General features: G+C 43.7%; 14 protein-coding genes and 1 tRNA gene. 7 read left to right on the top strand and 8 right to left on the bottom strand.

The window, feature by feature from the left end:
* Positions 1-30 precede the first annotated feature (30 nt).
* The gene (locus U0033_RS20685; protein WP_072358703.1) at positions 31-690 is read right to left on the bottom strand and encodes a hypothetical protein; all 660 of its coding nucleotides are present in this window, start codon (positions 688-690) and stop codon (positions 31-33) included.
* A gap of 265 nt (positions 691-955) precedes the next feature.
* Entirely contained in the window at positions 956-1780 is an 825-nt protein-coding gene (locus U0033_RS20690) for an alpha/beta fold hydrolase (protein ID WP_072358705.1), read from the bottom strand.
* Positions 1781-2233: 453 nt separating this feature from the next.
* On the opposite strand from U0033_RS20690, the gene U0033_RS20695 reads away from it, so the two are divergent.
* The 3 genes from U0033_RS20695 to U0033_RS20705 all read left to right on the top strand — a co-directional run bounded on the left by U0033_RS20695 (position 2234) and on the right by U0033_RS20705 (position 4487).
* A complete protein-coding gene (locus U0033_RS20695) occupies positions 2234-2965 on the top strand; it encodes a hypothetical protein (RefSeq protein ID WP_072358707.1) in 732 nt (243 codons plus the stop codon).
* A 150-nt stretch (positions 2966-3115) separates the two neighbouring features.
* Positions 3116-3802, top strand: coding sequence for a hypothetical protein (locus U0033_RS20700; protein WP_072358709.1), 687 nt, complete (start codon positions 3116-3118; stop codon positions 3800-3802).
* A gap of 13 nt (positions 3803-3815) precedes the next feature.
* Entirely contained in the window at positions 3816-4487 is a 672-nt protein-coding gene (locus U0033_RS20705; RefSeq protein WP_072358711.1) for a hypothetical protein, read from the top strand.
* Positions 4488-4489: 2 nt separating this feature from the next.
* Here U0033_RS20705 and U0033_RS20710 read toward each other — a convergent pair whose 3' ends face one another.
* The gene (locus tag U0033_RS20710; RefSeq protein WP_072358713.1) at positions 4490-5179 is read right to left on the bottom strand and encodes a dihydrofolate reductase family protein; all 690 of its coding nucleotides are present in this window, start codon (positions 5177-5179) and stop codon (positions 4490-4492) included.
* 281 nt (positions 5180-5460) lie between these two features.
* Between U0033_RS20710 and U0033_RS20715 the strand changes: the two genes are divergently transcribed.
* Together U0033_RS20715 and U0033_RS20720 are read left to right on the top strand one after the other, a co-directional pair.
* A complete protein-coding gene (locus U0033_RS20715) occupies positions 5461-6654 on the top strand; it encodes a TlpA disulfide reductase family protein (protein WP_083571423.1) in 1194 nt (397 codons plus the stop codon).
* 337 nt (positions 6655-6991) lie between these two features.
* Positions 6992-7276 carry a hypothetical protein gene (locus U0033_RS20720; RefSeq protein WP_072358720.1) on the top strand — a complete coding sequence of 95 codons (285 nt, stop codon included), beginning with the start codon at positions 6992-6994 and terminating at the stop codon, positions 7274-7276.
* 75 nt (positions 7277-7351) lie between these two features.
* On the opposite strand, the gene U0033_RS20725 is transcribed toward U0033_RS20720, so the two are convergent.
* The 4 genes from U0033_RS20725 to hflX all read right to left on the bottom strand — a co-directional run bounded on the left by U0033_RS20725 (position 7352) and on the right by hflX (position 10739).
* Positions 7352-7425, bottom strand: a tRNA-Asn gene (locus U0033_RS20725).
* A 67-nt stretch (positions 7426-7492) separates the two neighbouring features.
* Positions 7493-9070 (bottom strand): ArnT family glycosyltransferase, encoded by a 1578-nt coding sequence (locus U0033_RS20730; RefSeq protein WP_072358722.1) that lies wholly within the window; start codon positions 9068-9070, stop codon positions 7493-7495.
* 112 nt (positions 9071-9182) lie between these two features.
* Entirely contained in the window at positions 9183-9521 is a 339-nt protein-coding gene (locus U0033_RS20735; protein WP_072358724.1) for a Rieske (2Fe-2S) protein, read from the bottom strand.
* Between the two features lie 3 nt (positions 9522-9524).
* Positions 9525-10739: a GTPase HflX gene (gene hflX / locus U0033_RS20740; RefSeq protein ID WP_245801736.1), complete on the bottom strand. Its 1215-nt coding sequence runs from the start codon at positions 10737-10739 to the stop codon at positions 9525-9527.
* Positions 10740-10802: 63 nt separating this feature from the next.
* On the opposite strand from hflX, the gene U0033_RS20745 reads away from it, so the two are divergent.
* Positions 10803-12809 (top strand): S9 family peptidase, encoded by a 2007-nt coding sequence (locus U0033_RS20745; RefSeq protein ID WP_072358729.1) that lies wholly within the window; start codon positions 10803-10805, stop codon positions 12807-12809.
* Positions 12810-12891: 82 nt separating this feature from the next.
* A complete protein-coding gene (locus U0033_RS20750; protein WP_072358731.1) occupies positions 12892-13668 on the top strand; it encodes an enoyl-CoA hydratase-related protein in 777 nt (258 codons plus the stop codon).
* Positions 13669-13796: 128 nt separating this feature from the next.
* On the opposite strand, the gene U0033_RS20755 is transcribed toward U0033_RS20750, so the two are convergent.
* A complete protein-coding gene (locus tag U0033_RS20755; RefSeq protein ID WP_072358733.1) occupies positions 13797-14498 on the bottom strand; it encodes an outer membrane beta-barrel protein in 702 nt (233 codons plus the stop codon).
* Positions 14499-14657 lie beyond the last annotated feature (159 nt).

The following is a 14657-nucleotide window of genomic DNA, read 5'->3' on the forward strand; positions in this document are numbered from 1 at the left end:
AGCTAATAATTCAAACTAAGCATTCTAAATTTAAGTATTCTCAAACTGCGTTCCTTTCAACCAATATCCATACCCATCAATCGCCATCTGCAGCTCCCTCCTTAAACGCAAAAATTCCAGGGTATCGATCTCTCCAATCAAACGTCTTTCCTCCAATGCTTCCAGATCTAACTTTTTCTGTTTACATTTTTGAGCAAATCCATACAACTCTGCCTCTTTTTTCCTTTTCTCAATATATGCTTCAGTATTCCAATAAGGATTATGCTGATCAGTAACTCTATCCAGTGAATAGCCGCCTCTTTCTAAACCGATAGATGATTTGTATTGCAGCATAGGCTGCTGTCGCACAAACATTTCATAAGCTTCACTGATAAAAGACAGCTCCCCATTACGGGTTACTATCGTCCAGTGATCACCCGATCTTTCTATATAGTCAATCCGGAACCCCTCGCTTCTCACCACATCCATATCAAATCTTAGTTCCCTGATCTGCCTAAATACGAGGGTACAGGGTGCTATCCAGAAAGTAAACATAAATCCCTTCAGCTCCGGTTCATTCCACTTGAAAATATAATCGATATCAAATTCCAGGTCTCCCGTCATCGCCATCTGGTAAATTGTCACATCACCCCAGCCCATCTGCTCAAAATCCGCATCATTCCAGTATGACTTTTCTAAAGTATATTCCATGCTGTATATTACACAAAAATTTAACCCCTTCGTTCAAAAAAATACTTGCCCGGCTTCTCATTGGGTTAAAAAAACATCAGCTAAACAAATAGTTTCTATAAGCATTGTTTAAGCATTCTATACTCATTCTATATTCGTTCTATAACTATTCTATATCGCTTCTATAACACTACAAGCCCGCCTCGCCGTCGCACCTATACCCAAAAACACAAAAAGACAACCATTGCTGATTGTCTTTTCTCATTTATTGGACTTGATTCGTCTATTATCCCTTAATAAATGCTAATATATCTTTATTAATTGTAGCCGCCTCTGTCGTCGGCATACCATGCGGGAAACCCGGATAAGTAATCAGCTTGCCATTCTTCAACAGCTTCGCCGCCGCCAGCGCAGTCGTCTTATAAGGTACGATCTGATCATCTTCACCATGCAATACCAGTACAGGTACCTCTACCGCTTTCAGATCTTCAGTGAAATCTGTCTCAGAGAAAGCCTTGACACAGTCATAATGAGCTTTAATACCACCCATCATACCCTGTCTCCACCAATTATCTTTCACACCTTGCTTTACATCCGCACCTTCACGATTGTAACCAAAGAATGGAGTCGGAAAATCATGGAAATACTGTGTCCGGTTGGTAGCAGTATTCTCGCGAATTTCATCGAATACTGATAATGGAACACCGTCAGGATTGTTGTCATTTTTCACCATGATAGGAGTAACAGCACTGATCAGCACAGCTTTCGCTACGCGACCGTTACCACCATGTTTCGCAACATAACGAATTACCTCGCCACCACCGGTTGAGTGACCAATATGAATCGCGTCTTTCAGATCCAGTGCTTTTGTCAGTTCTGCTACATCTGCTACATAAGTATCCATTTCGTTTCCTGTAGCTGTCTGTGTAGAACGACCATGGCCTCTGCGGTCATGCGCAATTACTCTGTAACCTTTCTCCAGGAAGAACATCATCTGTAAATCCCAGTCATCAGAAGATAAAGGCCAACCATGATGAAATACGATAGGTTGTCCGGTACCCCAATCTTTGTAATAAATCTCTGTTCCGTCTTTAACTATAATCTTACCCATATACCTGTTTTGTTTAGAGTTTTGTGATAATTAAAGTTACTTCGATATTAGATTAGGGAAAGCCCAAGTAACATGCCATATTATCGGTTTTCTTGTCCGATTCATGGCTTCATCAAAAAAGCCTCAAAACAGCCGCTGCTGCGAAGGCTGATATCCTTCAATCAAAACTGATTTTATCACCGATCGGATGGCTGCTTAGTGAAATCAATTTGTTCTACATCTAATGGTTAATGCCGGATAAATGATAGAGCACGCAGCACAGCGCCGCACCAGGGATCCCGCATCCACTTTTGCCGGATCTTTACACTCAATGCAGAAAAGTGTATCCTTTCAAAAAAACAGCCTAATAAACATGAAATAATCAGCTATTCGAGCATGCCAGCCATGTATATGTTTAATTTTTAAATCTGAAAATATTATGTTGTTTTGTAAATTATACTTAATCCTTAACCTATGCGTCTGAATATACCCGGTTTCAAAATATACAAGTTAAAACAATACCAACACCGCGATAAACACCGCCATGATACCGGTTATACTGGTCGAATTACCCAAGGTGGGCGCATCTACATACAAAAGAACTGGTATACTACTATCAGCACAAGAAGTGCATACATCGTAGGATGTCAAAATACCGGCACCATCCCTGCAAGCATTCATCTGCACTTTAGTGTATATGACAGGAGCGGCCACAAAATAGATTCATTTACAAAATCTTCCTCCCTGCTACTTCCTGGCAAATCAACTGAAATTCCTTTCGGAATTCAGTATGATAAATCATTTCTCAAGCTGGAAGGTGCGGAAGTCTATCGTGAGGGTACCGACCCCGTCTTTACGCCTATCAAAAGGGCAGTACCTGGTATGTTACGCATAAAAGCCTCACTGGTAGCATTGTTTCTGAGCTTTGTTTCTGCAATGGCGTTGACAGAACCGCATACACCGGGTGTAGCTTCAGTTTTTCTGCCACTCATTGCAATCACAGCACTTACCATGTCGATATTGAACAGAACTCCTATATGGTTGATGTTTATATTCCTGTTATTGGTGCCATTCTCGGGGTATAAACCTGAAATTGCAAAGTCTATTTTCATAGTTGCATTGGGGTACTTAAGCCTGGTATGGAATAAAAGAGGCGCTTTTAAGGATTTCCTGTGTCCGTATTCAACGCCATGGTACCTGGTGTAAATGGGGTAATTATAATTTGAGTGCCCCATCTGTGTGCGAATCCTCCTTATTGCACACAGAACAGAAAGGTATGAGGCAGATAAACCCAACCAAAATCATCATACACGACTAAGCCAAATTACGTAATTTTGGCCTCCAAATACCTATGACATGTTTGAATCTAAGGAGCCCGCATACCTTGAATTGCAAGACATTGATTCAATAGACATCGAATTATTCTTACCGAAACTTGAACAATCATTAGAATTCACGTTCGGTTCCGATGAGACTCTCAAAATCCTTACATTTGGCGACCTCTGTGACCACATAGTCCATAAACTGGAAGAAAAAGCCACCAAAGACTGTACTTCACAGCAGGCTTTTTACAGGATCAGGAAAGCCATCAAAGATGCGCAATTGTATGACGCAGCACTTAGCACTGATACCAGCCTGGAGGAAATATTCCCCCGCAAACACAGATATCAGCTGATCAAAAACTTCGAAACCAAATTAGGTTTTAAAGTTCAGCTCCTTCAACAGCGGCCTTGGTTATTACTTTTATCCCGCCTGGCCTTGCTGGTGTCCATAGTTACATTATTCTGTGTATTTTTAAAAGGTCTGGCAGGAGTTATTGTTTCTCTCTTAGGCATCTCGTTATCCAGATTACCACGTAAAAAACTGACGGTAAAAACCGTTGGACAACTGGCAAAAAAGATTGCAAAAGAAAACTACAATGATGTAAGACGCACTCCAGCTGTTGTAAATGAGGAAGAAATCGTTCAAAAAATAAAGGAAATGTTTATAAAAGAATTTGAGCTGCATGAATCTTCCTTAACAAGAGACGCTCCTTTCAATTAAAATTTATCCAAACATGGAATCTGATGAACTAATCGACATAGATATAGCGGACCTCAATGATATGCTGTCGAAAATTGAAACCTCCTTTCACATAAAGTTCACGGAAACAGATAACAAACATGTAAAAACCTTCGGCGAACTTTGCGATGTGATTGTCAATAAAATAGAAGGTAATCATGTAAATGACTGCACTACACAGCAGGCTTTTTATAAGGTTCGGAAGGCTATTATCGCTACACAGCATTGGGAAAAAAATGCTGTAAAACCTGATACAAAGCTAGCTAAGGTATTTCCCCGCAAACATCGGCGTAAGCTGGTAAAAAAGTTCGAAACTGCGCTTGGATATAAAACCCACTTACTCGAGCCCAAAATGTGGTTATCCACTTTTCAGATATTAGCGACCCTGGCCAGTATGGTTACCATTTTCTTTTCTCCGCTATATGGCTTTACAGGCCTGGCATTGTGCATATCCAGTGGATGGATTACCATAAAACTAAGTAAAGAGTTGAATCTGGTAAGCGTACAACAACTGGTAGAAAGGGTTACAAGAGAACATTATATGACCATTAGACGTAATCCTTGTACAGTAAACCGTGCAGAGATCATTCCGCAATTAAAAGAACTGTTCAAAGCTGATTTATCATTGGATGATCATGCAGTAAGAGCAGATGCTCCATTATTCTGATCTTATATCAGGCCAACTTTTTTAAGATCACCCTCCTCCTTTATCCATTTCTCTCTTCTTTTCATCTCCGCCTCACTAACCTCATTCGAAACATACGATCCTAACCTCACCTCCCCATCCGGCACATACTTCGCAATAATTACGCCCGTAGTTGAAATCACTGACGCTGTCATTTTCCACTGCTGTGCCACAGTTCCCTCAGCAAATAATTTCTTTCCTTTCCCCAATGTGATCGGATGTATCCATGTGTACAATTCGTCCACCAGATGGTTCTCAAATAGTGTCTGCACCAGGCGGCCACTACCGTGTACCAGTAAATCAGGACCATCCTGCTCCTTCAATTTCCTCAGCTCATTAACAATATCAGTACTGATCAATACAGAATGCGCCCAGGAAGTGTCAACAGGCGTAGTCGCCACTACGTATTTATTAATCTGATTAAACTTCTCACCGATTGGGTTATCGCCATTATAAGGCCAGTAAGATGCAAATATTTCATACGTTTTTCGCCCCAGCAATAAATCAAATGGCTGCTCCATGATTTTAGTTAATACATTCTTTGTCTGCTCATCGCCATATCCAAATTGCCAGCCACCCCATATAAACCCATTAGCAGGATCTTCCTGCGGTCCGCCGGGTGCCTGAAGCACGCCGTCCATGGTCAGAAATGTAGTTACAATTATCTTCCGCATAGCTTAGGATTTTATTACCCTAAAAGTAAGTCTCTTTAAAAATAAGAATAGGGTAGGAGTACGACAATTACACGGTGCACTTGCGACAAAACAACTTTAACATTTTCGCTTAATCTTATTTTTTACCTTGCGAACAAGGGGTTTAACCTGATGCCAGGTAGCAAGCGTGTGCCTGTTTTGATTTGATTTGTTTGACCTGATTTCTTTGCGCTCCTGAAATGATTTAAATCTTCAAATTTATTCCACGTAACTAATTCAGCCACGATAACCTATTACCATTTATGACCCGTTCACGTTTATTTACCCTACTTCAACACAGTACCTGTCTACTTTGTTTATGCCTGCTGGGCCTTTGTTCCATCAACGTTTCTGCCCAATTAAAGTTCCGCATTGAAGGCCACATAGACAACACCCACGCCAAACCCTCAAAAAACGATGTTGGTGATAGTGATATCATTGTTCTTAATTTTGGTAATCTTGTAAGAAAAGATACAGTCAGGATACACAACAACGCCTTTCACATGGAAGGAGAAATACCCTATCCTTCTTCCGCCTTTATTGAATACAAGTATGGTGGCAATTTAATTCTATTGGATAGCAGCAGCTATCTGTTTACGCTTGTAAAAAAAGACATAGATAGTACTCACGCCACCTACGAGCAGGAGATTAAAACAAAATCCACCTTCCACAATACCTGGGAAAAATTCTATGACAACAAAGCCAAATTGGTACAGGAGCGCAACCAACTAAACGAGGCGGCGCAGCATACAACCAACCCTGACAGTGCGCTGTATTACGCTTTTGCCATCAAAGCAGCAAACAAAAAGATAGTCGCATTCTACCATCAATTTGCAGCGGATCATCCCAACAGCTATATCGCAGCATACATTCTGGTGGGGGCCCCGGATTTTTCTTATGCTAATTACATGGATGTCTACAGTTCATTCTCTGACAATATCAAAAATTCCTATTATGGTAAGAACTTCTATAGCCGTATGATAGCGAGCAAGGATGACAAGAAAGAAGAACAGGCAAAAACAGAAATTGCCCAAACAGCGCCAGGTATGTTCCCGGTTACTAATACTATTGATACTGCTTTAAATAAAATAGTGCTGGATAAAGATTTTTTCAGCAAGCACAAATATACCCTGATCGAATTTTGGGCCAGCTGGTGTGGGCCATGCAGGAAGCTGAATGAGAATCTCAAAAAAATGACCGCTTCTTTTAAAGAAAAAGATGTAGAGTTGGTAGGGTTTTCATTGGATCAGGGATCAGAAGCCTGGAAGATTGCAATGATCAATGATAAGTTGCCATGGTTGCAGGTAAGTGATCTGAAAGCTGTCGATTCGCCTTTGGCGCAATACCTGAAGCTGGGGGTGATTCCGGCGAATGTATTGGTGGATAGGGAAGGGAAGATAGTAAGGACGAATATTTATGAGGGGGAGTTGGAAGGTTTTCTAAAGGGGGTGAATTAGCTTCGATAGCTTAAGGCTACTTTGCAAATCCTCCTGATCTTTGGGATATTTTATTTTACGCAGAAATTCTACCATCGCAATTTCTCCTCCCGGGAAGGTAGGGGGCTTTTCAACAAAATCGTAAACAAACATTTTGAGCCTGTTATCCCAAAGGGTATTACTTTGCTGTGCTTTAAGGCCAATGCTGATTATGCAAAGCAATAACAGCAATGAACATCTATTCAGATGCATAAGGATGGTTTAGACACTAAAAAAATAGTGTGTTATCAAAAATACGGTAGAAGTTTGTGCCTATAAAGCACTTTTCTTCATAAAAACTGCCAATACTAAAACAGATATGCAAATAACCGGCAAATTTCAGGTAACAGATGCTTTTAATAGTAGAGATAATAAAGGGATTGTTGTGTTAGGAAAGCTACTCGAAGGAACTGTTACCATTGGTAACCTAATAAGTTTTATCACTAAAATGGGGGAAAAGACCATATACATCTTAGAAATTGAAAAGGGGCAATCAGTTTCTGGCCGTTCTTTTATGGCTTTTCTTATTAAACTTAACGATCCGTCAGACCTTGCTGAACTTAAAATGTTAAGTGGTACTGAGATTAAAATCAAAAGCACATAAAGCCCATTCTCACCAACCAGGAAAATGATTCCCATAAAAAAAGGCCAGCATCACTGCTAGCCTTCCCTTTTTTCGCTCCCCCTTCAGGACTTGAACCTGAGACCCTCTGATTAACAGTCAGATGCTCTAACCAACTGAGCTAAGGAGGAATGTTTTCCCCGTTTCGGGATTGCAAAGATAGACAAACTTTTATTTCCGCAAAATATTTTTTGAAAATTATTTTACCAAAACCAACAACCGCTCTCCCACAGCCCTTTTCCGCGTATAAAAATTTACAAACTCCCCATCCAGCTTCGTCACCGGAAACCTCGGAAACGATTTCAACACCTCACAATCCCGCCCCCTTACCTTCAAACTATCCATCGCCTCCCTCGTCGTATACAACAACACCGGCACCTGCATCAACGTATCCGACCTCAACACCGGCGCATCCAGATAAAAATTAAACGCATAAGAATTCTCCTTATACATACACACCGCCCCACCCCTCAAATGCTCATTCGCATAAAACGCAGCCGAACTCCCACTCTGATACCCCAATACATCCGGATAAAACATCCCGTTCAAAAACAAATTCAATACCACCGACATCAAACAAGTCCTGAAAAATACCCGCTCCTCCTTCACCACAAAAAACAACACCATCACACCCGCTATCAACCCCACAAATACATAATTGATCTGAGGCCGGTATAAAGCCCATAATCCCACTATCGCCACCGCCATGACACTCATGATCACCCGCTGCGTAATAACAAAAAATTTAGGCTTATTTAGCGAAAGTATATACTGCGCCGTGAGTATCGCAAAAAATGGGAAAATGATATTCAGATAATGCGGTAACTGAAACTTCGACATACTAAACAACAAAAACGTACTCAGGGCTCCGCTGATACAATAAAACTCTACCGCTACCTCCCGCTTCCTGATAAACTGTACCACCGCCGCATACAACATCACCGACCACGGCAAAAATGCCCACAATACCGTATGGAAAAAGAACAAAGGATCCCCCGATCCCCTGATCGGCCCCGTATTCATAAACCGCCCAAACTGACTATCCCAAAAGAAAAACCGGATACCAGATACCCCCGTCCGCCCAAATACCACCTTCTCCGGATGCGCGTCAAACTGCTGATACAATGCAAACAACTCCGGCGTAATAAACACCAGCACCAATACCCCCACTACCAACCACCGCCAATGAAACAACTCCCTCCACTGCTTCGTAAAAATATACTGCCCCGCTATCGCACACCCCACCGGCACTAACGCAAACGGCCCCTTCGTCATTACCGCACATGCCGTCAACAATGCCCCCAACAACAAACGCCGCTTATATAACAAGTAAACAGCCCCTATGATCAAACCCGTCAGATAAGGCTCCGCCCGCACATCCGTACTGGATATCACCAAATGCTCCGCCGTCAGTAATATACATACCGACCACCGCGCCACCTTATCCCCATACAGGTCAAAAGCAAAACGATACGTAAAGTATACCCCCATCATCAAAAACAGGAAAGCAGGTAACTTGTAAGCAAATGTTGTAAAACCGAAAATCTGATAGCTTAAAGCCATCATCCAGAAAGGAAAATGAGGTTTATCCAGCCACTCCTGACCATCCGCAAACAAATTCAGATAATCATGATGCTGCACCATATACTTCGCAATACCAGCATACAATGCACCATCGGGCTCCATAATAGTAACAGACAATCCTGTTATATGCATAAAAATAAGCAGGCCAATGATCCACCAGCTTATCTTCTTCTCAGAGAAGTTATCAGACATGCGCAAATATTACATCGCTGAAGCTAATTACCAAGGTCCTTAATGGAAATTTAACACCCTGACAACAGGCACCAAAATACCATGCAATCCTGCAGACCACCAACCTGACAACTTACCACCCAAACAACCCCGTCTTCTCCAACCCCAAATACAAGCCATCCTCCCTCACCTCAATCGGATACGTCTTCAGAAAATACCCCTCCCCACTGGTGTTCCGCCCATTCTTCACACTAAACCTATACCTGTGCAACGGACACACCACATTCCCATCCTCATCTACCCAACCATCCACCATCACCCCGCTCGCATGCGGACACTTATAAGCAAACGCATACAAAGCACCCTCATACCGCGTAAAAGAGATCTTCTTCCCCTCTACCTCCAGTACTGTCAGATCCTTTTCACCAATCCCCGGATCGGCAAACCGGTGCCATGTATACGTCTTTCCCATATGCTAATAGAAAAATTCCGTTTTATAAGGATACCTCACCCGGTACAACTCCACCACCTTCTCCATAATCGTCTTCCGCAACTCCTCCAGGTTCCTCCTCTCAATTGCAGAAATAAACACACAATTCCCCTGCGTCCTGGTCTCCCAATCCGTCTTCAGCTGATTCAAAATATCCTGCTTCACATCTTCCGCCAACCATTGATCAAAGGTATTCTTCTCATACAGGTCCATCTTATTAAAGATCATTATAGTCGGCTTGTCAAACGCCTTCAACTCCTGCAATGTGCGATTCACCACCTCTACCTGGTCCTCATACTGCGGATGCGAAATATCCACCACATGCAACAGGATATCACTCTCCCTTACCTCATCCAGCGTAGACTTAAAGCTCTCCACCAAATGATGCGGCAGCTTACGGATAAACCCTACCGTATCGCTCAGCAAAAAAGGCGTCTGCTCAAACACCACCTTACGGGTTGTCGTATCCAAAGTGGCAAACAGCTTATTCTCCGCAAATACCTCACTCTTACTCAGCGTATTCATGATCGTACTCTTCCCCACGTTGGTATAGCCCACCAGTGCCACCCGAATTAACTCCCCACGATCCTTGCGCTGCGTAAGTGATTGTTTATCAATCTCACCCAGTCGCTTACGCAATAATGAGATCTTATCCTTCACAATACGACGGTCCGTTTCTATCTCCGTTTCACCCGGCCCCCTGCTACCTATACCACCTCCCTGTCTCTCCAGGTGACTCCACATACCCCTCAGCCTTGGCAGAATATATTGATACTGTGCCAGCTCCACCTGCACCTTCGCCTGCGCAGTACGAGCCCTGCGGGCAAAAATATCCAGGATCAGGTCACTACGATCTATCACCTTGATTTTCAATACATCCTGTATATTAGATATCTGGGAACCCGTCAGTTCATCATCGAAAATGACCAGGTTGATATTTCTACCTTGTACAAAATCTCTTATTTCTTCCAGCTTTCCCTTTCCTACGAAAGTTGCTCTGTCAGGGTGTTGCAGCTTTTGGGTAAACCTCTTCACAGTCACAGCGCCGGCCGTCTCCGCCAGGAACACCAACTCATCCAGGTACTCCTGTACCTGGCGCTCGTTGTTTTGCTCCTTATGTATCAACCCCACTATTACCACCCGCTCTTCCTGCTCAACAATTTGTTTTTTCTCAATCAATGTCTGTAATAATTTTGGCAAAGGTAAGAAAAGCCCTCAGACTAACATTTTTCCATAATTTTAGCGTCCAAACAAAATCTGAACATGCATAAACCTCTTTTGTTAACATCACTATTCATCACAACTATGGCAATGGCCCAGGAGAAAATGACACCTGAACGGCTCTGGCAACTGGGCAGAGTGAGCGGGGAATCAGTTACGGCAGATGGAAAGTCTGTAATTTTTGGGGTGACGAACTATAACGTCGCCGACAATAAAGGCGAGAAAAATCTCTGGTCCATTCCTGTGGCCGGTGGCGCTGCTACGCAGCTCACTACCTCCCCAGGTGGCGAAGGAGACGTAAGCGCCCGGCCCGGCAATAAAATCGGCTATTCCCTGAAAGGGCAATATTGGGAAATGAATGCCGATGGCAGCAACCCTACACAAAAAACACATGGCGAAGAAGCCCTCTCAAACATCCGCATCTCTCCCGATGGCAAATATATCCTCTTCTCCAAGGAAGTAAAGATCCAGAAAATAAGCGGCGCAGACCACTACGCAGACCTGCCGAAATCAAACGTGCAGATCTACGATAACCTGAACTACCGCCACTGGGATACCTGGGAAGATGGCAACTTCCAACACGTTTTCTACGCCACCTACGAAGATGGAAAGATCGGTACACCCGTAGATATCATGCCAAACGAGCCTTACGATTGTCCAACTATGCCCTTCGGCGGTGCAGAAGATATGATCTGGAGCCCCGATAGCAAAAGCATCATCTACGTCTCCAAGAAAAAGGCGGGCAAAGAATACGCCCTCAGCACCAATACCGAAATTTACGAATACAACCTCGCTGACAAAAGCACTAAAAACCTCTCTGAAGGAAACAAAGGCTACGATGTAAGCCCTGTTTTCAGCCCTGATGGTAAATCCCTCGCATGGCTTTCCATGGCTCACGACGGATACGAATCCGATAAAAACGATATCACCATCCTGGATCGCAGCACCGGCACCAAAACCAATCTCACCAAAGACTGGGATAATACCGTTGCCTCTTTCCACTGGAGTAAAGATGGCAAACAACTCTACTTCCTCGCAGTGATCAAAGGCACCGAACAGCTGCACGAGCTCACCCTGGGCACCAAAACCATTCGCCAGGTAACCAGCGGCGACTTCGACATCTCCGGTATCGTAGGCCAGGCAGGCAATACCCTGGTAGTAACACGTACCGATATGAACCACGCCGCAGAGCTCTTTACCGTAGCCCTGCCCAAAGGCACTGTCACCCCACTCACCAGCGTAAACAAAGCCTTCTATGACAACACCGCCATGTGTAAAATAGAAAAGCGCTGGACCAAAACCACCGACAACAAGGACATGCTAAGCTGGGTGATCTATCCGCCTAACTTCGATCCTAACAAAAAATATCCAACCCTGCTCTACTGCCAGGGTGGCCCTCAATCTGCAGTTTCCCAATTCTATTCCTATCGCTGGAACTTCCAGCTCATGGCTTCCCAAGGCTATATCATCGTGGCTCCTAACCGCCGTGGGATGCCAGGTCATGGTGTAGAATGGAATGCTAGCATCAGTAAAGACTGGGGTGGTCAGCCCATCCGCGACTACCTGAGCGCCATCGACGATGTAAGCAAAGAAGCTTATGTAGACAAGAGCAGACTCGGTGCTGTTGGCGCCAGCTATGGCGGCTACTCAGTATACATGCTGGCAGGCGTACACGAAAACCGCTTCAAAACCCTCATCGCTCACGATGGTCTCTTTGACCTGAAGAGCTGGTATGGCACTACCGAAGAACTGTTCTTCGCCAACTGGGATATTGGGGCTTACTTCGATCCGGCAAATGCAAATGCTTACAAGCAATTCAACCCAAGCGAGTATGCGAACAAATGGAATACACCGATCCTTATTATCCAGGGCGGTGTGGACTTCCGCGTTCCAATCGAGCAGGGTTTACAGGCCTTCCAGCTCGCCCAGCTGAAAGGTATCAGGAGCAAACTGCTCTACTTCCCCGAAGAAAACCACTGGGTACTGAAGCCACAAAATGCTTTGGTATGGCAGCGTGAATTCTTCAGCTGGCTCTCCGAAACTTTATAATTCAAATAGAGGTTGTCTCAATAATGATCTAAACAATTCCTCATCCTGAGACAACCTCTTTTTTCCCAAAAACATTCCCCCAATGAATACAATCCTCCTCCACGTACAAGACCACATCGCCACCATCACCCTCAATCGCCCCGACGTTTACAACGCATTTAACGATGAACAAAGCTATGAACTGCAGGAAGCCCTGAAACAGGTAGAAAAAGATCCGCAGGTAAGAGCCGTTGTTCTTACTGGTGCAGGCAAAGCCTTTTGCAGCGGGCAAGACCTGAAAGCCGCCATGGAAGCAGGTGACCGCAAGCTGAGTGACTCCCTGCACAAACGATATAATCCCATTATCCGCGCTATCCGCAATATGCCCAAACCCATTATCTGCAAACTCAATGGTGTTGCCGCCGGCGCAGGATGCTCCCTGGCACTGGCATGCGACCTGATCATTGCAAACGAAACCGCTTCGCTGATCGAGATCTTTATCAATATTGCGCTTGTGCTGGACTCCGGGTCATCTTATTTTCTACCCCGTACCGTCGGCTACCACAGGGCTTTTGAGCTGGCTACCAAAGCCACTAAACTCTCCGCTGCCGAGGCAAAGGAACTGGGCCTGGTCAATAAAGTAGTAAAAGGAGAGGAGCTGGATCAGGTCGTACAGGAAGAAGCTTTGTTCTATGCCAATGCACCGACCAAAGCCATTGCATTATTAAAGAAAATGCTAACCACAGGAATGACTGAAGACCTGGATACCGTACTGGATTATGAAGCTTACTGCCAGGAAATAGCCGGCAATACCTCAGACAACAAAGAAGGTATCAAAGCATTTATAGAAAAAAGAAAACCCGTCTTTACAGGAAACTAAAACCACTGGCAAATCTCCCTGCAACAAAGACAGAATTACGCCATTCATCGAGCAAACAAACTTATTAAAAACACGTAGCGGTCTGACCACAAGGCCAGACCGCTACAATATTATTATACCAGGTACAATTACAGACCGCTCACGCTAATCCCAAAGGAATAAGAATTCACAGAATATGTATTGTTATCCTTAAATAAACTATTCAGCGCATAAGTACCGAACAAAGCCCAGTTACCATAACCAATTCTTGCAGTACCCGCAAAACGGAAGGTATTAAACCAGTACTTACTACTTTCTTTTTCAATTACTTTGAAACCAGTCACATTGCCTATAGTACGGGTATGCGCATTCATCAGGTAACCTGCTTTCAGACCAATAGCCGCTTTAAAACCTTTATTAGCATTATCTGGTACCTGGCGGAAACGCAGTTCCAATGGGATTTCCAGGTAGGTAGTAGCCAGTTTTGATTTCTTATACGCATCAGTAGCTGTCCTGGTAGGAGCTGTTGTATTAGTTATATCCAGCACCATGTTATTGAAAATGTAGTTATCATTCCCAATACCAATACCAGGAGCCAGGCTGAAATTACTTCCTGTCAGCGGAATATCGTACATCAGGGCAACATTGAGAGTCCGGTTAAACTTAGTATCCAGGTTGCTGGCACCCGTACCAGTCAGACCAACATAACCAAATTCGATCACCAGAAAATCCTTGGAATGTTGTGCAGCACTCTTTGCTTTTGTCGAAACTAATGTGCCGGCAGCGTTGTCCTGGGCAAAAATTCCGTAAGAAAGCCCCAGTAATCCAAGCGTAAAGAATATTTTCTTCATGTTTAAGTATAAGTCTTGAAAAAGAATATTAGGCAAATTTAATGGAATAGGAGTAAAAGAAAGGGTTAAAATATTCCCAAAAAAACCATTCCATTCAAAACACGCCAATTCTCCCCGGGCTTTACCAGGGCAGGCGATAGCCGGCAGCAGGTATAATTA

This window comes from Chitinophaga sancti, from assembly GCF_034424315.1.
GTDB lineage: Bacteria > Bacteroidota > Bacteroidia > Chitinophagales > Chitinophagaceae > Chitinophaga > Chitinophaga sancti.

Excerpts from the sequence above, each read along its gene's own strand:
- U0033_RS20685 (WP_072358703.1), bottom strand. The coding sequence starts at position 690 with ATGGAATATACTTTAGAAAAGTCATACTGGAATGATGCGGATTTTGAG.
- U0033_RS20690 (WP_072358705.1), bottom strand. The coding sequence starts at position 1,780 with ATGGGTAAGATTATAGTTAAAGACGGAACAGAGATTTATTACAAAGAT.
- U0033_RS20695 (WP_072358707.1), top strand. The coding sequence starts at position 2,234 with ATGCGTCTGAATATACCCGGTTTCAAAATATACAAGTTAAAACAATAC.
- U0033_RS20700 (WP_072358709.1), top strand. The coding sequence starts at position 3,116 with ATGTTTGAATCTAAGGAGCCCGCATACCTTGAATTGCAAGACATTGAT.
- U0033_RS20705 (WP_072358711.1), top strand. The coding sequence starts at position 3,816 with ATGGAATCTGATGAACTAATCGACATAGATATAGCGGACCTCAATGAT.
- U0033_RS20710 (WP_072358713.1), bottom strand. The coding sequence starts at position 5,179 with ATGCGGAAGATAATTGTAACTACATTTCTGACCATGGACGGCGTGCTT.
- U0033_RS20715 (WP_083571423.1), top strand. The coding sequence starts at position 5,461 with ATGACCCGTTCACGTTTATTTACCCTACTTCAACACAGTACCTGTCTA.
- U0033_RS20720 (WP_072358720.1), top strand. The coding sequence starts at position 6,992 with ATGCAAATAACCGGCAAATTTCAGGTAACAGATGCTTTTAATAGTAGA.
- U0033_RS20730 (WP_072358722.1), bottom strand. The coding sequence starts at position 9,070 with ATGTCTGATAACTTCTCTGAGAAGAAGATAAGCTGGTGGATCATTGGC.
- U0033_RS20735 (WP_072358724.1), bottom strand. The coding sequence starts at position 9,521 with ATGGGAAAGACGTATACATGGCACCGGTTTGCCGATCCGGGGATTGGT.
- U0033_RS20745 (WP_072358729.1), top strand. The coding sequence starts at position 10,803 with ATGCATAAACCTCTTTTGTTAACATCACTATTCATCACAACTATGGCA.
- U0033_RS20750 (WP_072358731.1), top strand. The coding sequence starts at position 12,892 with ATGAATACAATCCTCCTCCACGTACAAGACCACATCGCCACCATCACC.
- U0033_RS20755 (WP_072358733.1), bottom strand. The coding sequence starts at position 14,498 with ATGAAGAAAATATTCTTTACGCTTGGATTACTGGGGCTTTCTTACGGA.